Consider the following 26,421-nt stretch of genomic DNA (forward strand, 5'->3'; position numbering starts at 1 on the left):
TAAACCTGACCGGAACATGTTTCCGGTGTCATTTTCCGACTTTTTTTCTATATTCTACAGGTTTCATATGGTGCCTCTTATTAAACAGCTGATAAAAAAAGGTTTCATTATCATAACCCAGACGTTTCATGATCTCATTCACACTCATTGTTTCTGTCAGCAGCAGATGTTCCGCCTCCTCCAAAAGCAGATCTTCCATATAATTTTTCAGGGAAACCCCCGTATATTTCCGCACTACCCTGCTCAGATAATCCTCATTATAGTGAAACCGCTCCGTCAGTTCTTTCCGGGTTATCCGCCTTCTGTTATCCCGCAGATAACACATGACTGACTCCGCAAGCCGGGAATCCTTCCGGATACGGACCGTCTCCAGCGCGCAGCCGAATACCGTTTCCTCGCAGAGGCCGGACAGAAGGCGGAGCAGATACCCCTGTACCACCATTTCATACCCAGGCTCATGCGCATACATTTCCCACAGAATATCCGCTATCATGGCATCCTGCTTTTCTGTGCAGGCTCTTTTTTCAAAGGTAATACAGCCTTTCAGATTCTCATTTTCCGTTTTCACAAAACCACTGTAAAACTGCCCCAGGACCCCGGACTTATCCCGCATCGGTTCCAAAAGCTTCTTCATCAGCCCGCGGGATATGCACAAATAGATAATCTCCGCTCCCTGCTTTTCCTCTCCCTCCGCAGCCAGATTCAGCGATTCTTCCAGATGCATGGTATTCCTGTCCAACAGGCAGAAGCTCCCCTTTTTTCCGGTAAAAAGCCGGCCTTCCACCCTCTGGACCATTTCTCCGTAAGATACGTACAGAAGTTCATAGTAATTATGTCTGTGAAGCGCATACATCTTTTTTTCCAGAATCTGTTCCATCTGTGTTTTCAGCCGCCGGCATTCCTCATGCTGCATGATAATATAGTCTACTTCGCCGGCAGCGCTGACAGATATCAGGCTGACACCAAACGGATCCTCCAGATTTTTGATATGGCCGCCCTCCCTGTCCTTCAGAAGGAACCGTCCCATCCCCTCCGTTTCCCGGTCCCCGCGGCCGCCCATATCCTCTTTCATCCTGTTAATCGTGCGTTCCAGCCTGCTGCTTTGCATCCGATCTCTCCCAAATATACTTCTTACAAACGCTCCTGATCAAACCACACCTTATCCGCTTTAAACGCCATATACAGCTCCTGATACGGAAGTTCTCTCACATTATCCTTTTTCAGTCTGACACAAAGTGCCGCTGCCGTACCGGCAGCCTGGCTCTGGGCCATGCAGGATACGGTATTCCTCGTGGACATATGGGCCTCCCTCCCGCCGCCACTGTGTCACAGAGGGAAGGAACCGGTGTCATTCTCTCTTCCTTTATATATTTCGTTTCCATTACCGTTCCCTCTCTTTTCCTGAATCCTCTTTTATGGTTCTGTTTAAAATTTACTGACTCATACCGCATATATCCTTTAACGCAGCTATAATTTTCTTACCCCTATTATAAACTAATTTTCCTTCAAGGCGAGAAAAATTTTGCCAGTAGGACCAGCTATTTCCCGTACATGTTCCTGACAGAAAGCTGCCGCTGCCAACTTGTTACGAAATACCTGAATCGTATATTGGATCCCCTATTGCTGTAAAAATGCTTCCTTTTATCTTCCGTCATCATCTGACTACCAGTTCTCCGTCAAAAGGAGCAAGCAGCAGTTCTTTTGTCAGATGCTTCCCTTTTAAAACTGCTCTGCCGCAATTATCCAGCCTGATTTTTTTCTCTGTTCCCGTTGTATTTACATAAAGGGTTTGTGTATTGGTAATCTTTCTCGCGACAACTCCTTTAGGTACATCTATCCCCGGGCAAAGTCCTTCTTCTTCGGCAATTTCCCCATATAACCAGTTTAGCAGCTGAAAATTCGTCTCTGCGCAGGTATAATAAGCTTTTCCTTTTCCATACTGGTTCACCGATACTGCACATGCGTCCACATCCCCTTCATAATGAGCATAAATCTGGGCTGTCTTCAATTCAAGCTCTTCCCAATACGAAGTTTCATAACAAACCTGCTCCGTTATTTCATCACAGACCATACTGTCAGCAATCGTATTACATTTCTTTATTATGAAATTTTTCTTTTTTACCGTTTCCCATTCTCCTGGCATATGTATCTGTGTACGTTCAAATCCCGCTATACGGATACCAAATACATCTGACAAAAAGCCCGGCTGAAACGTATCAAATACCGTATTAGTCTCGTCCACTTTGGCAGAATAGGCTGTCATCACCGCAATTCCTCCGTCTGCAACAAAATCCTTCACTTTCTCCGCCATCTGAGAAGACATGATTGCATGTCCCGGAATTACCAAAAACTTATAGCAGCCTGACATATTACGCAAATCCACAAAATTACAATCCAGATTTCTGTAATGGAATACCTTGAACGCATCCACAATCTGCTGTTTATACGGTGTCCTGTAAAAATATGTGCCATATTCATATACAGGAATATTTTCATAGCAATATGCCACCGCAGCTTCAGGTATTGGAAGATAAGGAAATCCATAGCCTTCCAGTACCTTATAATCCGATGCAATATGGGCAAACTCCTCATATTTTCTGCTGCTGGTACCATCATGATCCAGCAGGCCAAAGAAAAACTGCTCTTCTCCCCCCAGCATACTTCTCCAGGTCCATGCCAGTACCATCTGTGTACGGTATGCCAGGCAAAGCAGTGCATACATTCTGAGTACCCCTTCATTTCCTGCATAACAGCCAAAATTACCAGTCTGAAATTCAATACACCACATAGGCTTATTCAGTTCAGCCAGCCTGTGCTGCATAAACATCAAAGCGTACATGAGTGAATTTTCATCCGAAGGATCGATGTCAGGATAAAAACCGATTCCGGGATAATCCACAAAATCCCGGCAGCCTTTCAGATAATCAAATCCAGGCGTACTTCCTTCCGCCACATGATTGCTGGAATGCATCTTTCCCGGTGCCTCCTGCTCCACAAGTTCTTTCAGTTTTATCATAAATCCCAATACACCGTCACCGAAAAATCTTCTCATATCAAGATAGCTTTCAGGAGACCCTACTTCAATTTCATTCTTGGGAAGAAACACCTCATCAAAAGAGGACAGTCGTCTGCTCCATCGCTGTGTATTCCATGCCTTATTTAAGGAATTGATATTTCCATATTTTTTACGCAGCCACTCCCGGAAACGCAGCTTTGCTGCATCTGAATAAGAAATATAGCCTGCCCCCTGCTCATTACACAGACCAAACGCCATCAACGCCGGATGATCTTTATATCTGCGTATCAATATCTTCGCAAACCGTAGTGCATAGTACTGATAATCCGGATCATCCACATCCTCCATATACCGTCTCAGTGCCGCCTGCCGGTTCCCATCCGGCGAAAATATATCACAGCCAGGACACAGCTTATGTACCCATACCGGCGCCGGCCTCATGGATATATCCAGAAAAACCTGAATTCCCGCCTTGTAAAAGGCATCCATTACATTATCAAACCATTCAAATGTATATATCCCATCCCCGGGTTCATAGCTGTCCCAGCATAAATGTCCCAGCCTCACTACCTGGAAGCCGGCTTTTTTCATTAAGGCAATGTCCTTTTCCCAACGTTCCGGTGTCCAGTCGTGGGGGTGATAATTTGTACCTGTATATAGTGCCATCCTCATCCTCCTCTTTTCAATCTGTACCATTTGTTTCGATTTCTCGTAAATACCTATCCCTTAACCGCCCCGATTGCAATACCCTTAACGAAATACTTCTGCACAAAAGGATAGATTACAAGTATCGGCAGGATACCAACCAGTGCAATTGCCATTCTGACGGATGCCTGCGGTATGCTGGCTGCCATATTCGATGTATTTATCTGGGAATTTGGGTTTTGGGAAAGATATTCTATATTTTTCAGCATATTATTCAGCATCTGCTGTACGCTGAACAGTTTGGCATCCGTTACATAGTACAAACCATTCGTCCAGTCATTCCAATAAGCAACTCCAATGAACAGTCCCACTGTCGCAATAATGGGTTTCGCCAAAGGAAGCACTACCTTCCTGAATATTTTAAATTCACCTGCTCCGTCTATCCTGGCCGCTTCCAGCAGCGATAATGGAACATTATTCTGCAGGAAGGTCCGTACCAGTATTACATTGAAAGCGCTCATTAAAAGCCCCGGTATAATCAAGGCCCATAATGTATTTTTGATATGAAGATAGCGCGTATACATGATATATGTAGGTACAAGCCCTCCGTTAAACAACATGGTAAAAAACAGATAAAAGGCAAAAAAGGTCTTTCCCGGAAAAGCCGGCTGCGAAAGCGCATATGCATACAGAATTGTCAGACAGAGTCCTACGGCGGTACCCAATATTGTTACCAATATGGTTATTCCGTACGCCTTGAAAATCTGGGTTCTTTCATTCCATATATACTGATAGGCTTCCAGGCTGAATTCTTTTGGGAAAAAAGTATACCCATGCAGGGTAATCTCAGTATTACTGGTAAGAGAAGACATCACCAAAAGAATAAACGGTATTACCATTATCAAAGCAACCAGCGCCATAGCAAGGTTTGCACCCATTTGAAATCTTTGTTCATTTTTACTTTTCATTTTTGCTCCATTTTCTTTATAAAGAAGCGGAAAATCTACTTTTTCCGCTTCTTCCTGTCAGAACAAGGCGTTCTCTCTGCTGTATTTTTTAGTCACATGGTTTGCTGCCACTACAAGAATAAATCCTACCAGCGACTGATATACACAGGCTGCCGAAGACATACTGACATCCCCCATATTAATCAGCCCGCGATATACATAAGTATCAATCGTATTTGTAATATCAATCAATGCTCCAGAATTCATAGGCACCTGATAAAACAGTCCGAAATCAGAATAAAAAATACGGCCGATACTCATTAAAGTAAGGGTTATCATAGTAGGTTTTAGAAGCGGAAGCGTGATATGCCTGATCTCTTTCCACTTGGAAGCTCCGTCAATAGCCGCTGCTTCATACAGTTCCTGATCAATTCCCAGTATAGAGGCCAGATATATGATGGATGAATACCCCGCACCCTTCCAGCAGTTAATAAAAATCAGGATAAACGGCCAGTACTTTGGTTCTGAGTAAAAAGATATTTCTTCCATGCCAAGACTTCTTAACAAACCATTGATAAATCCTGTCTGTCCGCTCAGAAAAGCATAGGACAGATAGCTGACAATTACCATGGAAATCAGATAGGGCAGCAATATGAGGGTCTGGTATACCTTTACGCACCTTTTATTCCTTATTTCACTCAGAATGATGGCAATGGCAACCGCCGCTATCAGATTTACCACAATAAAAGCACAGTTGTAGCCAAGGGTATTCCTAGTTATTCGCAATGCATCCGGTGTTTTAAACAGGTATTCAAAGTTGGAGAACCCTACCCAGTCACTCCCCAGAATACCTTTGGTAAAATTCAAATCCTTAAAGGCAATTACCACTCCCAGCATGGGAATATAGTTATTAATCAGCAGATATACGAATCCCGGAAGCAGCATAAGATAAAAAGGTATAAACTTCCTGTAGTTTTTTTTTCGTCCCGACACCTTACATTCCATCCTTTACTTTCCTGCTGCCCAGGCATCTGTCTGTGCCTGCATCTCATCCACTATTTTCTGAATTCCTGCGGCCCTGAGTTCTTCATTAAATTTTGCGACGGTACTTTCCGGATCATTCAGCCCTGCTTCCACAATTCCCTGATATTTATCGATAACATTTGCAATGGCAACTATTTCATTTTTTACTTTGGAGCTGTCAAAGATAAAACCATATAAAGGAGAAACCTTTGCCGTATCATTATAGTTTTGATATTCTTCCCAAACATTCTCAGGATCCGTTTCCCAAGCATATCCGATCGCCGCATTACCTGTAATCCAGGATTCATTTGTCCAGCCCACATTACTGTTATTCACGCCATCCGGATAACCTGCGATTTCGCCCTCTTTTACTACATAATCTTTCCCTTCAATACCATAACGGAACAGATTCTGGACCTCCGGATCCGAATAAAGAATATTCAGAAACGCAAGCGCTTTTTCAGGTGATTCACAGGCAGCAGGCAGTGTCCATTGTCCGAAATTGACCCCGGATGTTGTCAGTATACGGTCCGTTAAAGGAATCGTTACCATATCCATTCCCGTATTCATAGTCTCCTGTGTGGTTGTCCCGGGATGGGAATTTCCGATATAACCAAAGCAGTTACCGGCCTTAATCAAATCTTGCCTGACATCCGTAATCGTAGTGGAATCCGCAATAAAATATCCCTTTTTGTTCCAATCCAGCGCCTTTTGGGCAAGTTCCATGTATTCCGGCGTCTCATAGGTATTCACAATATCTATATGTCCGTCATTATCATTCATATATACCCCTACACCGGACTGTATCATATCAAAAAGTCCTCTGTTTATATTCGCCAGCGGCCCTCTTTTCGGTTCCGAGCTTACCAGCAGGGACATTTCAGGATGCAGCTCCTTCACTTTTGTAAACAGCTTTTCTACATCATCCAAAGTCTTTATCTGTTCTGCACTCATACCTGTTTCTTCCAGGATATCTTTTCTGCATACAAGTCCTGCCTGCGTTGCCAGATCTCTGAAAGTAGGCACTCCGTATAATTCATCACCTACATAACAGGCATCAATGTATTTTCCCATTGCTTCCTGCAAATCTTTTCCGTACACATCTATAAGCCCGGTAATCGGTGTGAGCTGCCCTTTATTGACATAATCCTTTGTTCCTGAGTATGAGAAAAACAAATCCATTTTTTCTCCGCTGGAAAGCATCAGATTTGTCTGATCCGTATAGGTTCCCCATTCCAGTACCTTAAGCTTAATCACCGCATCCATTGTTCCGCTCACTTTAGCATTGATTGCATCCTCTACCTCAGAAAGGCTGGCCGGTGCAGAACTTGTAGCCGGAAAGGTCACCCATATTTCCGTCAAGCTTCCATCTTTTAAAACGGAATCACCATTTTCTTCTATCCCCTGCGCCTGAGTGGTCTCCCCGGCCGGTTTTGAATCTCCCGTATCCGGGGGTGTCGTTTCAGCGCCTGAACTGTTGCCGCATGCACCAAGAATCAATGCCGCACTAACTGCCAGTGACAAAAGATGTATTCTCTTTTTCATCATAAATCCTCCTGTTTCCTGTTTAAATTCATTTTTGCTGCTGCAAAGGCCTTTGTTTGTTTCCAGTATAATAGCCGGGCTTTTCTGTCACAAGAACAAAACCGACCGGCCATGTAAGGATCCCGACTTCTTAAATGCTTCTGTTTTATCTGCCTAAATCTGTCAGGCTGCTGCGGTATTCCGCCGGAGTTATCCCCGTACATTTCTTAAATATTTTAGAGAAATACGGAGGCGATTCGTAGCCCACCAGACCGCCTATCTCACTGATTGATTTACTCTCATCAATCAGAAATTCTTTTGCCTTGAGTATTCGGAAGTGCTGTACATACTCCATCAGAGTATATCCTGTAGCACGCTTAAAGCATCTGTTAAGATAGTCCTGATTCATGTGAACCAACTCCTCAACAGCCTTTCTGTTAATGGCTTCGTTGTAATGCTGCTCCAGATATTCCCTAAGAATGCGGATCGTATCACTTCCTATACTGTTTCTGCCGCTTATCAAAGGAGCTGCCTCCAGCATATCTCCAAACCATTTGTCAGCATAATATATCTTTTGGTGTACTTTAAAAAATTCTTTGGATGCCAGTTTAAGCATACAGTATCTTTGCGCCGCTTCTTCCAGCTGCAATATATTGGTATAATATGCATACAAGTCACATTTCAGATATTTTAGCACCTTATCGAGATATACCCGGGACATTTCCTCTGCATCCCTTCTGCCATCACTGTCTTTTATCAGCCACAGCATATCCTTGTTATATTCAAACATAAGGGTTTCCGGATACAGTTCTTCCGCAATATTCTCCAAAGCAAAATACAGAACCGATCCTTCCTCCGTTTTTTTCTCCCTGTTATCAAGCCGAAGCAGAATCATATTTTTAAGCTGAAGCGCTTCTTCCTGCATTCCTCTTCTGCTGATTTCCTTCTCAATATAGCCTTCAAACGGCAAAATCTCCTCAGATATCAAATCCCTGTAAAATATTTTTTCCGTCTTTACCCTGTTATTCTCATAATACTCCCCATATTTTCTTTGTATTTCCTTACGTTTTTCCTCCTCTATATATTCCACAGCCTCTGTAATTACCTGTTTAAGCTCCGCAAATATAACCGGTTTCAGCAGGAATTTGAAAACACCTATTGATATAGCATCTTTTGCATAATTAAAGTCCGGAAATCCCGTCAGAATTATATTAATAATCCGGGGATATTTTTGCTGGACCCAGGTAAGAAGCTGTATTCCATTTTCCTGCGGCATTTCAATATCACTGATTACAATTTCTATTTTTTCTTCTGTAATAATCCGCTTTGCCTCTTGAGAATTATAAGCAGTAAATACTTTGTCAATACCCAATTCTTCCCAACATATAGCCCTTTTTAGTATCTGTATAACAGCCACTTCATCATCAACTACCAATATATTCATTTGATTATTCTTCCTTTCTCTGAGGAATCCGTATATAAACAACTGCTCCCTGTCCTCTGTTTCTTATTCTTATATTTGCTTTATCAGGATATAGAAGTTCCAGCCGCTTTTTCACATTTACGATCCCGATATGCCTGCCGTTTTCTTCAATATCCTCTCCTGCATTCAGCTTCATAAGAACCTCCTGCCTGAACCCTATCCCATTATCCGCAATTGAGAATGCCAGATGATACGGATGTTTTCTGACCGATATTTGAATATGGAGCACCGGAACCAATGTAATATTATGTTTGATGCTATTTTCAATAAAGGTCTGCAGCAGCAACGGTGGGATAAGTTCCTCCCTGCTGTCTTCTTCACACACAAGCGATAATGCAAGACAGTCTGGATATCGGATCTGCTGAATTTTGACATAATCCCTGATACAATCCATTTCCTGCTGCAGTTTGACAAAATCATTTTTTGTACTAAGAAGATATCGAAAATATCTGGACATATATACTGCCAGTTCCTGAATCCCTTCATAGTCTTTTACTTCAGCCAGGCCATATATCAGGTTTAGAATATTCGTATAAAAATGCGGCTGGATCTGTACCCGTAAAAAACTGCTCTGAATCCGCTGCTTATCCAGCATGTTTTCATAAATATCAATCTTCAGCTTCATTATCTGTCCTGCCATATGATTAAAGGTTTCATACAGCACCTTGATTTCATTATTTCTGGGATAATCCTGCAGGCGGACTTCCGTATGCCCTTCGCTGAATGCCTCCATCGCATTCTTCAGCCTGTTCAGTGGACTGAAAACTACTTTTTTCTGAAATTGTAATACCGAAAGGATTATTATGCAGCCAATCAGTATGGCGCAAACGGTTAACAGCCAAAGATAATCCCGTTCACTGTACAGCTTCGTCTGGGATACAATCGCGCCTAAATTGTACGCGGTCTGCTGCAATTCATCCTTAAACACTACAGCTGTCGAGTAATCCAGTTCTTTCCCAATACTTGTTATCACGGCATCACTGCCATCCAGGATAGCGGCAGCTTCCGATGCCTTGCTCCCGCTCATCATATCTTCCAGTATAATATTGCATTCCACATAGGCTCCTACATAACCATTGAACATATGGTATATCTGCAGGAAATAATATTTTCCTCCGCTTTCCATCAGACTCCAATTGTTGCCGTTCCTGATATTTTCTTCTTCGATATAGCCTTTAACCGATTTCTCATTTTCCAGATTTTCGGCATAATTTCCTGCATGTCCGGCCGAACGAATAAAAATACTGCGTTCCGGGACATACGCGAAAAGACAGACCTGATTATCATGCATATTGGCAATATCAATTAATTTATCCAATAATTCTATTTTACTGGTCTCTACAAGAAGCCTGTCCTCTGATTCACAGATATTATTATATTCTTCACCGCCGTCATAGCTGATGACTGACAGAAGGGAATTATTGACGGTCCTCAATTTATCGGCCCAGAAACCACTGTAAAGCTCCAGGGAATTCTGGTACATTTCTTCCGCCCTCTGCCGATACTGTTTCAGGACATAAAAATTAGACATCTCCATGAGGAAAATAATGATAATTAATGCGATTAATATGGAAAGCAAAACCTTTGTGTATATGGATTTTCTATATTCCAAAGTAAATCTTCCTAATAGTTTCAAATTTATTCCCCCTCGCTTGCTTCCTATTATTACCCTTTCAGTCTATTTTACATCATTTAGCCTGTACATAAGGAAAACGACTTATACTGTAACAATTCCGACTAAAAAAACCTGTTCTCTGCAGAGGAGCTGCCGGCTTCCCGGAAAAACTCCCATATACAGCGAACAGGTTTTCTACTATTGACTATACTTCCGTTATATCAGTAAACACCCAGGAAAGAAAGAGTAGGACATACTCTGGAGTCCAGTATCCGAATATGCAGCACCTCTGTTTCCGTTTCCGGAAATGCCGCGATCCGCTTATATCCAACCGTATTTCCCCGGTACAGGATATTCTCCTTTTCATCAGCAATTTCAAAACATTCAATACGCTGGCTCATTCTGATATTTTCCTTCAATACCACATGGGACAGCTTCACAGGATAAGGAAAAGTTACTGTAATATCCGCCTGCCGCACGCCGTCCTCTCCTTTATAGAACGAGTCATAATCATCCGTACGCGCCCCTTCTATCCCATGTCCGTCTTCCTGGCAGTCAACAGTAATTTGAGCTTTCTCCAGCAGATTTACTGCAAATGTCTTCCTCAGATACTCTCCCAACTCCCTCAGGCGGGCCACATCTTTTTCATGGAACCGGCCGCTCTTTGCCGGCGGAATATTTAAAAGAAAAGTTGCGTTTCCGCCTACTGAATTATAGTAAATATGTAGCAGTTCCTCCAGGGAACGCACCTTATCGTCCTCTTCTTCATGATAAAACCAGCCCGGCCGGATAGAAGTATTAACCTCCGCCGGATACCAGATCAATTCCGCTTCCCCTTCCAGCGCTTCTCTGCTGCCAAGATCCTGATCACATGCCTTTATTTTTCTCTCCCTGAACTGTGTATCATCTGCCTGCTGGCTCTCTTCCGCAATTTTTTCCGTCTCGCTGGTCCGCTTTGGCACTACGCTCCATTCCGCAGGCCTGGTATCGCCTGCTTCATTGCCGCACCACCTGACATCCGGACCGCAGACATGGATACAGGCGTTTGGCTGTAAATGACGGATTACCTCATAATACCGATTCCAGTCGTAGCTTTGTTTTTTACCGTTTTCCCCTTCTCCACAGGCCCCGTCAAACCACACGGAACAGATTTCTCCATATCCGGTAAGAAGCTCCGTAAGCTGATCGACAAAATAATCATCATAAGCTTTCCCATAACCGTAGGCCTTATTATTTCTGTCCCACGGAGACAGATATATACCAAACCGGATTCCTCCTTTCCAACAGGCTTCGGACACTTCTCTCACAATATCCCCTTTTCCGTTCTTATACGGACTGCCTGCAATGGTGTGTTCCGTAAACCTGCTGGGCCAGAGACAGAAACCGTCATGATGCTTACAGGTAAGTATAAGCCCCTTCATACCTGCATCCTTTATTGCATCCACCCATTGATCCGCGTCAAAATTTTCCGGATTGAAAATGGCTTCCTCCTCCGTACCGTCTCCCCATTCTTTTCCGGTAAACGTATTTACCGTAAAATGCACAAAACTATAAAATTCCATCTGCTGCTGAGCTATCTGACGGCTGCTTGGTACAATATTCACAAGTTTTTTATCCAGTTGGTTACTATCCATTTTTTTAATCTCCATTTTTATTATCTCAGATTTTTTCAAGCCTCATTCCCCTTACCCGAAGCCCCATAAGCTGTTTCATAACTATGTGCTCCGGTATAAGATATAGTTCATGACAGCCAGGCTTCAGGGCAAGCAGCCCGGCAGATATATAACGGATTCCGTCCGCCTCCGGTGAAGCATCTGTTACAGTCACACGATATTCCTTACCATCAAGCCTTATTTTAAGTTCATGTCCCAGATCCTCAATCCCCCAGAAACCTTTTGCATCCCATACCAGCTTCAGTTCGTATTCCGCCTGTTCCTGTGTATCAAATTTCCAGGACATATAATCCTGTTCATTCCACCACAGTTCGGTAATTCCTCCTTTTATTTCCATCTGTGAGTAAGGGTATTCTTTATGTAAGCAGGCAGCCTGCGTAGTCAGTTCCACAGAACCATCTTCCCCTGCATATATCCCCTGTCTTATTTGAAGTCCATCCGGGAAGGTTACCTGGATCACCCTGACGGTATTATCCGCATTATTCCAGTCAATTTCCAGCCGGTCTCCTGCCTGTCTGAAGGAAAGTTCCTTTTCATTACCTGTCAGGACACATTTTCCCGCCCTGCTTTCCAGTCCGGTCAGGGCAATCGTTCCCTCCGCTTGTTCCGTAATAATCAGATACAGAGAATTACCCTTTCGTGTCACATATCCCCATTGGGGCTTATAAGGGAATCCGGCTGCCACGGTCCCATAGACTGCTTCCCCATTTACTTTAAGCCAATTCCCTATTTTACAGAATTCTTTCTTCGCCTCATCAGGTATCAGTCCCTTTGCATCCGGCCCCACATTAATGAGAAGGTTTCCGCCTTTACCGGCAACTTCCGCAATTTTCCTGATTGTCTCTTCACCGCCTTTATAGTCAGCCCCTTCCACATATCCCCAACCATTATGGGTCGTCATAGGTGTTTCCCAGGGAATATCAAGACCGGAAGCCGGAATCGCATCATCAGCCATAGTCATATAATCTGTCTCAATCTCTTCGGAAAGTCTGCTGTTTACCAGACAGCCGTCCTGAGTCTCATAAACCAGCCTTCTTATCTGCATCCCCTGATTGGGTGATATCTGGGAAGGCGTATCAAACCATATGGTAAGTACATCCCCATATTGGGTCAGTAATTCTTTTATCTGGGGCATATCAAATTCATCGATATATGTCTGCAGATCCTTCTTATTTTCATTCGGATAATCCCAAAAGTTTCCATAATTGCCATAGAGATCCCCCCGTCCCTTCTTCTCAAAGCTTGCTGCTTTGGGATGGCACCACTCCCTCACATGGGAATAATAAAAGCCCAGTTTCAGCCCTTCTCTGCGGCAGGCTTTCGCAAGCTCCGCAAGAGGATCCCTGCCAAATGGTGTGGCATCCACTATATTATATGGGCTGACCTCTGTATGAAACATGGAAAAACCGTCATGATGCTTTGCTGTAATTATAATGTATTTCATACCATTCTCTTTTGCAAATTTTACCCATTCATCCGCATTGAATTTCTCCGGATTGAAACGGGAGGCCAGCTTTTCGTATTCTCCCACAGGAATTCTCCTGGTATACATCACCCATTCGCCCTGCCCCAGGATACTGTATAATCCCCAATGAATAAAAAGCCCCAGCTTTGATTCTTTCCACCACTTCAGATTTTCATTTCTTTCCATGAATATTTTCTCCTCTTTTTCCCTTGAATTATTTTTACTATATGGAACCTATAATCTGGACTGCTCCATCGTACTAAGGCGTATCCCCATAATACCGTTTCCAAGCCCTGCGGAATACCTGGGGAGAATTATAGCCCACAAGGACTGCAATCTCTGACACTTTTTTCTTCTGTTCCATTAGCTCCTTTGCTCTTTCCATACGGATTCCTTCTATATACTTGGAAAAATTTTCTCCCGTAGTCTGCTTAAACAGCTTGGACAGATAAACTTCTGTAATACAGAATTCCTCTCCTACCAGGCTCAGGGAAAGCTGCGGATCGTTGTAATTCTCATTAATATATTTTTTGATTTTATCCGTTAATACCAAATTCTGCAGTGATACATTTTTTTCCTGCATATTCATCTCATAAGTCTCCATATCCAGGTACTGTTTTGCCCGATCATACCATTGCACTTTATGAGTGCCGAATACATTCTGAGGAATACTCAGGGCCTTCTGGGAATGAACAAATGCTCCGGGCAGCTTAAGGATGTCATCCGCCACATCCCCGCCTACCGATATACTATAAAAGGCATCCCCGGCTATGGTATCCTTTACAACACAGATCAGCTCCTCCGCCCTTTCTCTGACTCTCCTGGCGGAAACATCCATGGAAGCCATAAACACTACCATTCTTGCAAAATCAATATGATAAATATCCTGTATTTCATCAAATTTTTGTTCCCTGATTATATTTTCCAGAAATACTTTCTGTGCACTGATGTCCTCCAGTCTTGCATCAACATTTATGTCATTACAGCTTACCAGGAGAATTACATAATGTGCCGCGCTGCTTTTCAGGCCGATTTTATCCAGAATCTCTCTCGTCTCTTCTTCACTGCCGCATTCTCCTGTTAAAAATTTATTAAAGGCATCAGTCCGCATAACGGCAACCTGCTGCTGCATTCTATCCATCAAAGCAGAATTTCGTTCCACCAGAACTTTTATTTCATCCACATACTCTTCCATGGGGACTTTTTTCCCCTTACTCCCCAGCGCATTTCCTATTTCAATCATGGGAGCCGCAAGTTTTTTGGCCACAAGAAGAACCAGGCTTACCCCTACCATTACAGCAAGCAGCAGCAGCAGAAGCATCAGTTTGCGAAATCCTCCCGTCACGGCAAGCAGACTGGCGGCCGGAACTGCCTCCACACACAGCCAGTCCCGGTTCTTACTCCGATAGTAGGTGACAAACATTTCTTTCCCATTAACATTCATATTTATATATCCGCTGTTGTCCACTAACTCGGAGGTATCTATGTGTCCAGCTTCATAATTGGTCAGATTATTACTGAATATAAGGTTATCCTTCTCATCCAGCATATAAATAAAACCCTCATCATGATATTCCAACGGCGCAAAAAACTGCAGCAGTCGTTTTTTATTCACATAGAACAACAGCTTTCCGGCTATGTTCCGGCCATTGGAACTGATGTGACGTCTGCTGTATACCAGCACTTCGTTATAACTCTTATTCATTGTTGCAGCGCCATGATTATAGGAAACATTGTCCTGTGATTCCAGATAGTTTGTCTTAAACTGCTCTCCGTCCATACCATCCATATAAAAACTGCTCCCATAATAGCGATCAAAATAAAGCGCATTGGTAAAATAATCGATTACTATTCCACTCTGCTTTGAATACAGCTGGATATTCAATATGTCGTTGTTTCCCACCCGTATCGCGGACAATACTTTCTGCGCCCTTAATACATCAGAGGCATGGTAACTAAATGAAAAAGTATCCAGATTATAGAAATTAATTATCTCGGAATTTTCACTTAAATAATAACTGATCTGATCCATATTGTCATAAAGCAGTTCCATTTTCTCCACACTGCTTTCCAATATCCCCAGATTCCGTTCATACGTCTGCGTCTTAAGTTTTGCATTCAGGCTGAAATATACAACAAGCAGGAGCAGAAACGGAATGAAAAGAACCAGAAACATATTGCCCAGGAACCGTACAAAAACGGGTCTGTTTTTGATATTGGATATATAGCTTTCGAATTTCATATATCGCCTCCTGAGCTTTATTTTAGCCTCTGTCCTGTAAAATCTCAAGCAGATATAAATAACAGTATACCGTAATCCACGCCTGAGCATAGATTACGGTAAGCCTATGATTTAAAAAATTTCTTACTGCTTTGCGTTGTAGGTTGTCTGGATCAGTTCGATCATCTTACCATACCCCAGTCTGTCAAGATCACTTAGATAGCTCTCCCAATCCTTATCCACATTCCTCTTTCCCGTAATGAAGTCCACTATCGCAATTTTAACATAATCATCAACTGCGGTTTTATACTGCGTGAAGGTGGCGCTGTCATCACCGGAATATACCAGGGACGGCATGGTATCCACATCCGCCGCATAGGGCATAAGCTTCATGGTCTCCTGATAAAGCCTGGATTCAAAATTAGCAGGATCCATAATATCTCCATCTGTCTGGACAAGAACCTTCCAGTCAGGTTCCATGCCACGATAGGTTCCCCACCACGCATCTACTACCTGTCCCGGAGTTTCATAAACCAGGAACTTATATACGGCAGGAGTTACACCATCCATTCCAAAGGTACCCTCATCCGCATAATCCCATTCCTTACCCTGGATTCCTACCTGGCCTTTCATTGTCCATTCCGCCGTACTGAACAAATCCGCAATCTGTATTGCAATTTCCGGATGCTCACAGGCATCTGTAATTGTAAAATTGGATCCGCTTAATGATATTGATTTATCATAAGGAATCGCCTGATAACCGTCCGGACCTTTCAACGGAAGCATCATCGCATATTTATGATAACGCTCCACATTATTAATATCGAGCAGCATTCCCACATGGCCTGCGCCGGAAACACCAAGTATTTCAATATCCGCATTATTTCCGATAGCCGTCAGTTGGGAATTATCCTGCGTAAATGCAGCCGGATCAATTAAACCGTTCGCATATAAATCATTCATATAGCGCAGCCCTTCCCTTAGGTAATCCTGATCAAGTATCGTATGAATAGTGTCATCCTTGAGATAGTAATAATTAGTATTGAAATATCCGAAAGCATTCAGAAGAAACAGGTAGGGATCCGCATTCCAGGAATTAATGCAGCCAGTTAGCGGAATTTCATCTGCAATACCATTGCCGTTAGGATCATCATTCTTAAAAGCAAGAAGAACCTCTTTAAACTCTTCTGTCGTAGTCGGCATGGAAAGCTCCAGGTTGTTCAGCCATTCCTCATTAATCCAATATTTCATAGGACTGTTTACATGGCCCACGCCGCCGGAATCTACTGTAGGGATTCCATAAATGTTACCATCGGAACTTGTCATATCCTCTTTCCAGTTTGGATGTTCCTCCAGGCGCTCTTTAATATTGGGACAATATTTCTCAATCAGATCATTCAGGGGAAGCAGGATCCCCTCCTGTACGCCGTACTTTTCCAAATCCTGTGCCGTAAGAGTCGGCCCCATGATTACGTCCGGATATTCTCCGCTGGCAAGAAGCAGGTTCAGCTTTTCGGCCGCATCCTGCCCCGGTGCCGTAATCAAATTAAAATCAATTTTGGTATGCTCTACCAGATCCTGATACACCACGTTTTCCTTCAAATCAACAACATCACTGTTTTGTGACATAAACACAGTTAAGGTAACAGGCTCCTTCAGCGGGAATACATCCGCCGCCTCTTCTTCTGTCTGTACCGCTTCTGCGCCCTGACTGTCCGCACCCTCCGTCTGAACAGATCCATCGTCTTGTCCGCTCTTACCGCATGCCCCAATAGAAAGAACCATCGCCGCTGTCAGTAATACCGCAAGCATTTTTTTCAGTTTCATACCTTCTCCTCCTGTTTTTTGTTATTTGTAACAGTTTATCACTGCTGCTACCTTTCCTTTATCAAACCTAACCTTTAACCGAACCAATCATTGTTCCCTTAATAAAATATTTCTGCAGGAACGGATAAACCACAAGCAAAGGCAGACTGGACACAATAATCAAAGAATATTTCAGAAGCTCCGACAAATACTGCTTATGTAGTTGAGAATTAATATCCGTGCCTGCCATTCCCGCTACATCCACCGAATTCTGTATCAAGATATCCCTCAAAACAATCTGAAGAGGATATTTATCCGCATGATTGAGATAAACAAGCGCACTATAATAAGAATTCCAGTGTCCCAGCGCAAAATTCAGCGCCATCACCGCAATAATTGGCTTTGCCAGCGGCAGTATTACTTTAACAAAAAACTGAATATAGCTGCCACCATCCAGGCAGGTGGCTTCATACAGTTCTTCCGGAATGGAAGACATAATAAACGTCCGTCCGACAACCACCATCCATACGCTCAACGCTCCCGGAAGCACAATGGCCCAAATGGTATCCAGCACGTGCATCTGCTTCAGCCACAGATACGTAGGGATCGTTCCCCCATTAATAAACATGGTAATCATAAAAAAGGAAGTCACGAGCCTGCGTAGCGGAAATTCTCTTCTTGAGAGTACATAGGCAGCTATCAATGTTACCGCGGTACCGATTATTGTACCTGTTACCGTATATAAAATGGTATTAAAATAACCCATCCATACATTATTGTTTTTGAATACCGCCGTATATCCCTGCAGTCCCGGTTCAACAGGCCAGAAAAAGACACGTCCCTGTATCAGCGCCTCAGGACTGGAAAAGGAACAGCTCACCACATAAAGCAACGGATATAAAACACACATAGTAAATACAAGCAAAAACAAATAAACAAAAAACAGATAAACCCTGTCACCGGTCGACATTTTTATTCGATTCTTTTTTAAAGCATGATGTCCTTTTTTCACGATTTTGCTCCTATCCGCCTTAAAACAGGCTTGTCTCACTGAACTTATTGGCAATTGCATTTACAAGAACCAACATAATACAGTTAACCACCGCATTAAACAGGCCTACCGCAGTAGAAAAACTGAACTGCGCTTGTTCTATACCTGTTTTATATACATAAGTCGCAATTATTTCAGATACGTTATAATTCGCCGGGTTCTGCAGCAGATATGCCTTCTCAAATCCGATGCTTAAAACATTTCCCGCATTCAAAATTAACGTTATAATGATGGTAGGCGCAATACATGGCAAATCCACATGAAGGACTCTCTGAAGCCTGCTGGCCCCGTCTATTGCCGCAGCTTCATACAAGGAAACATCCACGCTTGCCAGCGCTGCTATATACAAAATAGAGCTATAGCCTGCCCCCTGCCAGATACCGGAAAAAATATAGGCGGGTTTAAAAAAATTCTCCCGGCCTGTAAAATTTACGGATTCTATTCCCAGCATATTCAAAAATGAATTAATCACGCCATATCTATAAGAAAACATCTGGAAAATCATACTGACTACCACTACCGTTGATATAAAATAAGGTGCAAAAGAAATCGTCTGCAGAGTCTTCTTCAGGCGTGCATTTCTGATTTCATTGAAAGCCAGCGCAAGTATAATCGGAAAGGGGAAACCAAACAGCATGCTTTCCAGACTTAAAACAATGGTATTTTTCAATATAGTTGGAAAAATGGGAATCGTAAAAAGCTGCCTGAAATATTTCAAACCAGCCCAGGGACTTTTAAAAATACCCTTCCGTATGCTGAAATCCTTAAATGCCAGCAAAATTCCTCCCATAGGAATATAACTGAATACCAAAACAAACAAAAATGGAATTAATGCGAGCAGATACAGCTGATGATACCTTTTATTTTTCTGACACTTTCTTTTAAAACAGCCCATACACACCCTCCTCCTGTTTTCTTTCCTGTCGTCGTCTGTATCCTCAGCATATCTTACAATTTCTCCACATAAAAGAGGCTTTTTTAGTTATATTTACCATATAAAGTTCAATGGAACTATTTTTTCCAGTTATATTTAAAATAATTCCATTACAATTCATAACTGAATCGTTACTTTTTGCATATTTTGTATTTCTACTTCAATAACCGTGTTTCCACATACAGCAAAAATAGACTGAAGCTTTCCGTGAAATGCCCTCCTGTAATTGCATTTTACATTTTCATGGCTGGACGGATCCCCGTTCCCGGTTCCCAAAAAGACTGTTTTGTCAAATAAATTAATTTCTCTCATATCTACCTCTTTCCAGTTTCTTTTTTGAAAGAAGAAACTGTACCTGAAATTCCTTTTCACAAAACTGATACTTTTCAGCCAAAGCGGGACCGCATCTTGTGGAGCCTATTCCCGACTGTTTATAATTCAGACAAAGAATGCCTTGGTCACACCACTCCCATACAAAACCTCCGCCCAGTCTGTTCATTATATAAAAAAGTTCCAGTAATCCTCCAAATCTCCCGATCCGTTCCCCAGCATGGCAGTATTCGCAAAGGATAAGCGGCCGTTTCTCGTTTTTCTTTTCCAGAAATCCTTTTCTATCCAGGCAGGGGCCGGATACATAACAAAAACCATATCCAGGGTTTCTTCGCTGTCAACTGCTTTGGGTGCTCCTTCCAATTCATGCATACTCTGATAATGAACAAGCCTGGAAGGATTCTCCGCCCTGATCCATCTGGCGACCTTCTCAAATGCCTTACTATAGCCGCTCTCATTTCCCATAGACCAAATCAAAACAGAAGTCCTGTTTCTGTCTCTTATTACCATCATCTGAATTCGATCGAGAATCGTTTTTTCAAACAATTCATTATTGGCAAAAAGGGCAATTCCTGAATAGTCTCCCTTATTATCTATTGTATGTGAGGCCTCCACACTGCCGTGCCTGATTACACCTTTGAACTTCACTGCGGTTCCATTCAGTCTGATACAGCCATCTGATACTTCTATTGTACGGATTCCGATTTTTTCCCCAACAGTCTCATTCTCCGTCCGTAAAAACCGCTTATACAAATACAGATTTTCTGTATTCCAAAGAATTCACTGGTCATATAGGGCACCTGATTGTAACCGGCAAATTGTTTATTGATATACAGATAAAAACAGCTGTCCCCCCCTTCGAAATTCAGATACCGCTCCATACCATCAGACAGCTCCATATGAAAGTGCCTCTGATATACCCCTGCAGGATTCTTATCCGGCGCAAAAGGCGGATCATAGGAAATCGGATAGCGAATATTCAAGTAAACAGGTTTGTCATAGCCTTGCAGCTGCCAATGGGAGGGAACCGGAATCGTTTTGACAAATTCCTCCTCCATAAAATTCTCACCCATGAAAATAATATTCCATTTTTCCCTCCATATATAATATTTTAAATACAGCATATAGAGATTATATGACTTATATTGTATGCATTTCAATCATATGATATTATTCTATATAAATATATGAAACAAGGAGTTACGAATATGAGCCATTCTCTTTATCCTATGAATCCGTTCAGTCTTAATCTGCCTTTAATTGTTTTTGGTATCGGTTATGAAGACAACCAACCACATGTTTTAAGAAAGGAAGGCTTTCCTTTACCACAACTTTTTTTCTGTATCAGCGGAGAAGGGCTTCTGAAAACAAATAATAAAACCTGTTGCATTAAAGAAGGGAATTTTTTTTATCTTCTTCCTGATATTCCGCATGAATATTGGAGGATTACGGAAAAATGGGAATTATACTGGATCGCTTTTTCAGGCAATGCCGCCCTGCCTCTTCTGGATACGTTAGAATTAGATAGATGCAAAACAGGTACTTTCAGCAATAAAGCCAGAACGGAGGCCTTATGCAGAAATATTTTTACGGTTCTTAAGACAGAAGAACCTGAGGGTAAAGCTGCCGCTTCCAGCATTTTGTACGAAATGATTACAGAACTATATGCGGCCGGTCGGGTAAAAAAGAAAAAAGAGCAGTCCCCAAAGGAGAATGCTCTTCTTCAAATCGTAAAGTCCTATATTGATGAAAATTATTCAAAGGAATTAACTCTTGCAGAGCTTTCTTCTTTGGTCCATATTTCTCCCCAGTACCTTTGCCGCCTATTCCAGAGATATTTGAATCTGCGTCCATTTGAATATATTGCTATGAAAAGAATCCAACAGGCTAAAATACTCTTGTCAGACCCGAACATATCCGTTTCTGAAGCCGCCAGCCTGACCGGTTATAATAATTGCAGCTATTTTTGTTCTGTTTTCAAAAAGCAGGAAAGAATCTCTCCATCGGAATTCAGGAGAAGAGCTTCTTACTGACGGTCCTGCTCAAACCATACATTATCCGCTTAAGCGCCGTATAATGTTCCTGATACGGAAGATCTCTGACGTTATCCTTATATGCGCCGCCAGGCGCACTGAAGAGGAAAAACGTTGCCGCCCTATTAACAGGACGTTCGCAACGTTTTTTAGTCTCTGACTGTATAAGGAGGGATCATAAACAGATTTATCTGTCAGGGGGAGAATTTTTTTCTTAATGTAAGTATAACCGGATTTTTTCAGCATCTGCCGCTCTCTTCCCACTCTGTCATCAGCGCTTCCAACTGTTCATCCGCCGCTGCGCATAGTTCCTCCAGCTCCATCAGCTTCTCATAATCCGACTGAATCGAAGGATCCTTACACTGTGCCTGATATGACGCAAGCTCTTCTTCCTTCTGTGCAATGAGCATTTCCAACCGCTCCAGGCGGCGTTTTCTCTTCGCTTCTTCTTTCCCCGGATTATAACCCTTCCGGCTGTTTTCCTTTTTGAGCGAAGACTCGCCGTCCACTGCATCCATCTCCGGCCATCTGCCCTTTGCCGGTATGTCTGCATTTTTACCAACGGACTGTATTTTCCCCTCCTCCTGCGGCCCCTGCCGCTCTTTTTCGTCCGCCCGCAATTTTTCCCAATATTGCTCATAGCCGTAAGGATAATAATTAACGGTTCCATCCTCAAATACCAGCAGGGAATCCGCAATTTCCTTCACAAAATATCTGTCGTGGGAAACAAAGAGCACGCTGCCGGGATACGCCTTCAGCATAGACTCCAGTGACTCCTTTCCCACGATATCCATATGGTTGGTCGGTTCGTCGATAAAATGTACCCCTCCCCTGCAAACCCGCATAAACGCTGGCTTTAACGGTATGTAAAAGTGTGTATACTGTTCATTTTATCCGTATTTTCAGAAAGAAACAGGTATGACCTTCGCCATACCCATTCCTCATCTCTTTCTGTCTATCCTGCAGATTCAAGTCCCGGAAACTGCCATTTTATATCTAAACTGTTAATCGCAGGATATGTATTCAATTATGTTCTTATATGAAAGATAATATTACAGGTTCCGAAGCAGCTCCCTGTTCTTCTTCTCCATTGCCTTTCTTAGTTTTTCATTTTCCTTCTGCAGTTCCTCTTTTTCACTCTGAAGGATCCTCAGCTGCTTGTGAAGGGCTGAGATTTCACTGTTCATTGCCATATCAAGGATATTTTTTCTTGGATGGCTTACACCGGCCTGCTGTTCCAACGCCTTGTCTACGGCCTGTCTTACCACCTGATTTTTGTAGAAAAACCCTCTGGAAAGTCCGGTCTTTTCCATCAGCTTTGGGATGGTTACCTTTTCATTCTCATCCATCAGCTCGAATATGGCTTTACGCGCCCGTTCAATTTTTTCATCGCTGGCTTTCTTATTTAAAATCAGCATCTTGTCGTATTTGTTCATACTCCGGCTCCCATCCATCTAAATTCTGCAGAATAATGTCTGACAACAGCTGTCTGACTTCCCTCGTTTCATCAGCCAGAACCACATTACTCATTCGTCTGTAATATTTTACATTCCGAACACCGCTATGCCCCAGCAGCTTTGTTATTGTAAAATCATCCAGATGCATTTCCGTCAGTTTTACACCGTAATAATGCCGATACATATGTGTGCCAAATCCAAATATTTTTCCATTATCATCCCTCAAATTCTCTCTGTATATCATCGTAACCACTCTGCTCTGTATCGTAGTATATTGTAAAGGTTTTTCCGGATTTTTGTCATCCACAAAAATATATTTTGTCAGTCCATACCATTTTTCGGTATATTTTATCGCTTTACGAATCAACGTAGTCAGTTCTTTACTAATCGGTTTCTCATAAGACTTACTTTTCATCTGTCTGATTTTTATAATATTTTCTCCTCTGCTTTCATAGAGGCAATCAGTTTCAAGCGTCAGAGTATCGGATATTCTGGTGCCCAACATTTGATGAATTACCATTGCCCTGGCAACCTGCTCGTCCATTTTCACAATACAGGCATTCAGACGTTTCAATTCCTCATCTGAATACACCTTAAATTCTGGACAATGTGCGGAAGGGATATCACTGTTCAAAAACAATCCTTCCAGATTTGGATAATCACATATATTGCCTATACTCTCCAGAATACATCTGAGACGGTTTAGCTCCGCATGAAAATATTTGTTTGAAGTTTCCTCAGTATGTAAATATATTAAGTATTCTTCTATTACGTCTCTGTCTATATCCCGGCAAGACCGTACCTTTTTCTGCTTTTCAGCTAAGAATCTTGAAAATTTCCTCATGGAAGACATTTCATGCTGTATACAGTCGATTGCTTCTACTTTGAGATTGAGATAAATACCTTTTTTTAATTCTTCTCTAATATCAGGTTGTAAAATCTTAGAAAAATTAATTGTCTTACATTTTTTTATTGGGTTTGTCTTTACATAAATATCCAGTTTATCAATATACCATATATCCTTTTCCTGCTCGTTTATATTATCTTTCTGCTGTAAGAATTCTACCACACTTCTTACATAACATATCAATCTGGAATTTCCTGTGTTTGAACTACCATATATATTATGATATTCACTTGTTAATGCGATTCCTTCTTCTAACATCCATGCCTTTAAATGTCGTAACCAGGTTTCCATATTACGATCTTTAAAACTTTTAATCCGCTTAGCCTTTTTTTGTAAAAAAAGAACCAGCTTATTAAAATAATATCGTTCGACAAAAAGAGTTGATAGTGCTACCTGACCTGCTCTGTATTTAATAAAAGCAATTATTTCCACTTGCATACCTACCGAAGGTATCCCCTCCAAATTATAAAAAGGATTTTGGGATACACTCTTGGGAACTAACGTGTCTTTCTGATATAAATCAAATAAATATATTTTGTTTTCCATTATGTCACCTCTTTTTCTTTATCAGGCTTTCCGCAAGGCTGCCATGGTTATTAAAATAATCTCCGTTAGCATCGGCCAGTTTTTTTGGCATATAATCTATATATTGCCGAGTCATTTCCTCATAGAAATGTCCCAGATAATCCCGAACACTCTGTAAAGATACTCCATTGTCATAAAATAATGTTGCTACGCTATGTCTATAATCATGAGATTGAAATATATATTCTCCATTCTGAATATAATTTAGATTACAATATTTCAACATTTTTCTCCGAAAGGTAGTATTATTATAAGCTCCGCCCTTCCTATTCTTAAATATATAATCTTCTTGTCCTATATTACACTTTTTCAGATATACCTTCATTAATCTATATAATGACATAGGAATAGGAATCCTTTTATAACTTTTCATTTTTATTTGATAAACCTGTATCCAGGCATCAATCCCCTGTGTAAAATAGGCATTTCCTTTAAGTGTACATACTTCACTCACCCTAAGCCCTACGGCCCATAAGTGTAGATACATCAATCTTAAATTCAAGGGAAAATTAGGAAGCTTTTGAATTATTTCCAGTGAAACTTTTAACTCTACACTCCTGTCGTGATGTTTCTGTACCACTTTTTTCAAATAATAATCTGCACAAAATGGAATCTTTTCGATATATCTATGTGCCATCAGGAAGTTAAAAAAATGAAGAATAATCATGACAATTTTATTGTAAGTACCCGCCTGAATATTCCTTTCCTGTTGTATACGGAAATATATGTCTACCTGTTCACCTGAAATGGCACTTATATCTGTATTGTTATCCATCTTGATTTCTGTTAAAAAACTACGTAAATAATTCAGATTTTGCCGTAGATTATTAATTGTCAGCTCTGTCATTCCCAGTCCATAGCGCATATATTTTTTCAGCAGTTCCCGATTTCGTTTATGCGTAATTTCCAGAAAAGAAAATGATATCACTGGATTTGAGGGATTCATCCTCTCTGGCAGTAAATGCAACCGTTCCAGATACCATATATGAGCTTCCCAATGGATCTCATCTGAATTGATAAAAAGTATTTTTCTACATAGATCCACGATTCTTAATGTATTTTTTGGCTTTCCTTCACTTTTCAACTTATCTGCAAACCTTTGAAAGTCAGTAAGCTCAAGCAATTCTATATCATTCATTAATTCTTTCACACAAAAATCATAAAAAGTTCTTAATGAATCAATATGGCTTCGTAATAGTTCCTGTTCCAAATCATTCTCCAGAAAGTAATGAAGAATACGAAAAACTTGTCTCTTCATCTTCTCAGGAGCGTTTCTGCTAAAATCCCATAACAATTCATCTTTTCTTTGTACTCTGTCCAACTTACTAACCAGTTCCTGATTCGGATGATAGGGTAGGAATAATATATGATTTTCGTATTTGATTTGATTATTTTTACCACTTATTACTTTAGTTTGGCCGCGTATAGAATGCTGTTTTATTTGATCAAATGCCTTCTCATAGTCACGAAATTTATTAGGCTTAATCTTTTCCGCCAAAAATTGTCGGAATAACTGCCGTTTAGTATAATCCAAATCTGATATATGCCAAATTCCGTATTTTAACATATATTTTTTTATCTTTATCCGATAAGCTATTTGTACTTCAGTACAATCAGCAAGTTCTGATTCCAGCTGTTTCTGAAGTTGCTCTGTATCCTCCTTTAATTCCGGTAATAATAATTGTTGTGCAGGCACCTAATATCAC

At 41.6% G+C, this 26,421-nt stretch carries 23 protein-coding genes; 1 reads left to right on the plus strand and 22 read right to left on the minus strand.

The genetic code is table 11. The annotated features are described in order from the left end of the window. Positions 1–28: 28 nt before the first annotated feature. The 18 genes from DXA36_RS19975 to DXA36_RS20065 form a co-directional block, all read right to left on the minus strand. Positions 29–1,108, minus strand: coding sequence for an AraC family transcriptional regulator (locus DXA36_RS19975; RefSeq protein WP_118681239.1), 1,080 nt, complete (start codon positions 1,106–1,108; stop codon positions 29–31). Positions 1,109–1,131: 23 nt separating this feature from the next. After that, entirely contained in the window at positions 1,132–1,299 is a 168-nt protein-coding gene (locus DXA36_RS19980; RefSeq protein ID WP_243114695.1) for an FAD-dependent oxidoreductase, read from the minus strand. 355 nt (positions 1,300–1,654) lie between these two features. After that, complete coding sequence (locus DXA36_RS19985) at positions 1,655–3,682, minus strand: beta-galactosidase (RefSeq protein ID WP_182479175.1); 2,028 nt, start codon at positions 3,680–3,682, stop codon at positions 1,655–1,657. A 53-nt stretch (positions 3,683–3,735) separates the two neighbouring features. After that, positions 3,736–4,629 (minus strand): carbohydrate ABC transporter permease, encoded by an 894-nt coding sequence (locus tag DXA36_RS19990; RefSeq protein WP_118681241.1) that lies wholly within the window; start codon positions 4,627–4,629, stop codon positions 3,736–3,738. 57 nt (positions 4,630–4,686) lie between these two features. After that, positions 4,687–5,613, minus strand: coding sequence for an ABC transporter permease (locus tag DXA36_RS19995; protein WP_182479176.1), 927 nt, complete (start codon positions 5,611–5,613; stop codon positions 4,687–4,689). Between the two features lie 3 nt (positions 5,614–5,616). Continuing rightward, the gene (locus tag DXA36_RS20000) at positions 5,617–7,179 is read right to left on the minus strand and encodes an ABC transporter substrate-binding protein (RefSeq protein ID WP_118681242.1); all 1,563 of its coding nucleotides are present in this window, start codon (positions 7,177–7,179) and stop codon (positions 5,617–5,619) included. Positions 7,180–7,321: 142 nt separating this feature from the next. Then, a complete protein-coding gene (locus DXA36_RS20005) occupies positions 7,322–8,599 on the minus strand; it encodes a response regulator transcription factor (protein WP_118681243.1) in 1,278 nt (425 codons plus the stop codon). Between the two features lie 4 nt (positions 8,600–8,603). After that, a complete protein-coding gene (locus DXA36_RS20010; protein ID WP_147366627.1) occupies positions 8,604–10,250 on the minus strand; it encodes a sensor histidine kinase in 1,647 nt (548 codons plus the stop codon). 224 nt (positions 10,251–10,474) lie between these two features. Continuing rightward, on the minus strand, positions 10,475–11,887 hold the full coding sequence (locus DXA36_RS20020) for an alpha-L-fucosidase (protein WP_118681284.1): 1,413 nt from the start codon (positions 11,885–11,887) through the stop codon (positions 10,475–10,477). Between the two features lie 25 nt (positions 11,888–11,912). Further along, positions 11,913–13,577, minus strand: coding sequence for an alpha-L-fucosidase (locus DXA36_RS20025; protein ID WP_118681246.1), 1,665 nt, complete (start codon positions 13,575–13,577; stop codon positions 11,913–11,915). Between the two features lie 73 nt (positions 13,578–13,650). Continuing rightward, positions 13,651–15,633 carry an AraC family transcriptional regulator gene (locus DXA36_RS20030; RefSeq protein ID WP_182479177.1) on the minus strand — a complete coding sequence of 661 codons (1,983 nt, stop codon included), beginning with the start codon at positions 15,631–15,633 and terminating at the stop codon, positions 13,651–13,653. Between the two features lie 123 nt (positions 15,634–15,756). Next, on the minus strand, positions 15,757–17,439 hold the full coding sequence (locus DXA36_RS20035) for an extracellular solute-binding protein (protein ID WP_118681248.1): 1,683 nt from the start codon (positions 17,437–17,439) through the stop codon (positions 15,757–15,759). Between the two features lie 67 nt (positions 17,440–17,506). Next, on the minus strand, positions 17,507–18,430 hold the full coding sequence (locus DXA36_RS20040) for a carbohydrate ABC transporter permease (RefSeq protein ID WP_243114696.1): 924 nt from the start codon (positions 18,428–18,430) through the stop codon (positions 17,507–17,509). Between the two features lie 19 nt (positions 18,431–18,449). Then, complete coding sequence (locus DXA36_RS20045; RefSeq protein ID WP_118681250.1) at positions 18,450–19,364, minus strand: ABC transporter permease; 915 nt, start codon at positions 19,362–19,364, stop codon at positions 18,450–18,452. Between the two features lie 156 nt (positions 19,365–19,520). Next, a complete protein-coding gene (locus DXA36_RS20050; protein ID WP_118681251.1) occupies positions 19,521–19,715 on the minus strand; it encodes a hypothetical protein in 195 nt (64 codons plus the stop codon). Then, positions 19,702–19,902, minus strand: a complete 201-nt coding sequence (locus DXA36_RS34435) for a hypothetical protein (protein ID WP_412894910.1) — start codon at positions 19,900–19,902, stop codon at positions 19,702–19,704. The genes DXA36_RS20050 and DXA36_RS34435 overlap by 14 nt, the downstream gene beginning before the upstream one ends. Beyond that, positions 19,902–20,381 (minus strand): glycoside hydrolase family 2 TIM barrel-domain containing protein, encoded by a 480-nt coding sequence (locus DXA36_RS20060; protein ID WP_182479178.1) that lies wholly within the window; start codon positions 20,379–20,381, stop codon positions 19,902–19,904. The genes DXA36_RS34435 and DXA36_RS20060 overlap by 1 nt, the downstream gene beginning before the upstream one ends. A 38-nt stretch (positions 20,382–20,419) precedes the next feature. Then, positions 20,420–20,806 carry a sugar-binding domain-containing protein gene (locus tag DXA36_RS20065; protein ID WP_182479179.1) on the minus strand — a complete coding sequence of 129 codons (387 nt, stop codon included), beginning with the start codon at positions 20,804–20,806 and terminating at the stop codon, positions 20,420–20,422. A 135-nt stretch (positions 20,807–20,941) separates the two neighbouring features. Between DXA36_RS20065 and DXA36_RS20070 the strand changes: the two genes are divergently transcribed. Then, positions 20,942–21,766: an AraC family transcriptional regulator gene (locus tag DXA36_RS20070; RefSeq protein WP_182479180.1), complete on the plus strand. Its 825-nt coding sequence runs from the start codon at positions 20,942–20,944 to the stop codon at positions 21,764–21,766. Positions 21,767–22,005: 239 nt separating this feature from the next. On the opposite strand, the gene DXA36_RS20075 is transcribed toward DXA36_RS20070, so the two are convergent. From DXA36_RS20075 to DXA36_RS20090, 4 genes are all read right to left on the minus strand, one after another. Continuing rightward, positions 22,006–22,611, minus strand: coding sequence for a hypothetical protein (locus tag DXA36_RS20075; protein WP_118681256.1), 606 nt, complete (start codon positions 22,609–22,611; stop codon positions 22,006–22,008). Positions 22,612–22,818: 207 nt separating this feature from the next. Beyond that, positions 22,819–23,202 carry a DUF6262 family protein gene (locus tag DXA36_RS20080; protein ID WP_118681257.1) on the minus strand — a complete coding sequence of 128 codons (384 nt, stop codon included), beginning with the start codon at positions 23,200–23,202 and terminating at the stop codon, positions 22,819–22,821. Then, positions 23,168–24,676: a tyrosine-type recombinase/integrase gene (locus DXA36_RS20085; RefSeq protein ID WP_118681258.1), complete on the minus strand. Its 1,509-nt coding sequence runs from the start codon at positions 24,674–24,676 to the stop codon at positions 23,168–23,170. Before DXA36_RS20085 ends, DXA36_RS20080 begins: the two co-directional genes overlap by 35 nt. Before the next feature lie 4 nt (positions 24,677–24,680). Then, positions 24,681–26,411 carry a tyrosine-type recombinase/integrase gene (locus tag DXA36_RS20090; protein WP_118681259.1) on the minus strand — a complete coding sequence of 577 codons (1,731 nt, stop codon included), beginning with the start codon at positions 26,409–26,411 and terminating at the stop codon, positions 24,681–24,683. Positions 26,412–26,421 lie beyond the last annotated feature (10 nt).

Origin of the sequence: Eisenbergiella sp. OF01-20 (assembly GCF_003478085.1) — a bacterium.
GTDB lineage: Bacteria > Bacillota > Clostridia > Lachnospirales > Lachnospiraceae > Eisenbergiella.

Coding starts and splice junctions, on each gene's coding strand:
- DXA36_RS19980 (WP_243114695.1), bottom strand. CDS start 1,299: ATGTCCACGAGGAATACCGTATCCTGCATGGCCCAGAGCCAGGCTGCC.
- DXA36_RS20030 (WP_182479177.1), bottom strand. CDS start 15,633: ATGAAATTCGAAAGCTATATATCCAATATCAAAAACAGACCCGTTTTT.
- DXA36_RS20000 (WP_118681242.1), bottom strand. CDS start 7,179: ATGATGAAAAAGAGAATACATCTTTTGTCACTGGCAGTTAGTGCGGCA.
- DXA36_RS19995 (WP_182479176.1), bottom strand. CDS start 5,613: ATGGAATGTAAGGTGTCGGGACGAAAAAAAAACTACAGGAAGTTTATA.
- DXA36_RS20070 (WP_182479180.1), top strand. CDS start 20,942: ATGAGCCATTCTCTTTATCCTATGAATCCGTTCAGTCTTAATCTGCCT.
- DXA36_RS20075 (WP_118681256.1), bottom strand. CDS start 22,611: ATGCGGGTTTGCAGGGGAGGGGTACATTTTATCGACGAACCGACCAAC.
- DXA36_RS20005 (WP_118681243.1), bottom strand. CDS start 8,599: ATGAATATATTGGTAGTTGATGATGAAGTGGCTGTTATACAGATACTA.
- DXA36_RS20065 (WP_182479179.1), bottom strand. CDS start 20,806: ATGGGTGAGAATTTTATGGAGGAGGAATTTGTCAAAACGATTCCGGTT.
- DXA36_RS19985 (WP_182479175.1), bottom strand. CDS start 3,682: ATGGCACTATATACAGGTACAAATTATCACCCCCACGACTGGACACCG.
- DXA36_RS20045 (WP_118681250.1), bottom strand. CDS start 19,364: ATGGGCTGTTTTAAAAGAAAGTGTCAGAAAAATAAAAGGTATCATCAG.
- DXA36_RS20025 (WP_118681246.1), bottom strand. CDS start 13,577: ATGGAAAGAAATGAAAATCTGAAGTGGTGGAAAGAATCAAAGCTGGGG.
- DXA36_RS19990 (WP_118681241.1), bottom strand. CDS start 4,629: ATGAAAAGTAAAAATGAACAAAGATTTCAAATGGGTGCAAACCTTGCT.
- DXA36_RS20080 (WP_118681257.1), bottom strand. CDS start 23,202: ATGAACAAATACGACAAGATGCTGATTTTAAATAAGAAAGCCAGCGAT.
- DXA36_RS20085 (WP_118681258.1), bottom strand. CDS start 24,676: ATGGAAAACAAAATATATTTATTTGATTTATATCAGAAAGACACGTTA.
- DXA36_RS20050 (WP_118681251.1), bottom strand. CDS start 19,715: ATGAGAGAAATTAATTTATTTGACAAAACAGTCTTTTTGGGAACCGGG.
- DXA36_RS20020 (WP_118681284.1), bottom strand. CDS start 11,887: ATGGATAGTAACCAACTGGATAAAAAACTTGTGAATATTGTACCAAGC.
- DXA36_RS34435 (WP_412894910.1), bottom strand. CDS start 19,902: ATGAACAGACTGGGCGGAGGTTTTGTATGGGAGTGGTGTGACCAAGGC.
- DXA36_RS19975 (WP_118681239.1), bottom strand. CDS start 1,108: ATGCAAAGCAGCAGGCTGGAACGCACGATTAACAGGATGAAAGAGGAT.
- DXA36_RS20035 (WP_118681248.1), bottom strand. CDS start 17,439: ATGAAACTGAAAAAAATGCTTGCGGTATTACTGACAGCGGCGATGGTT.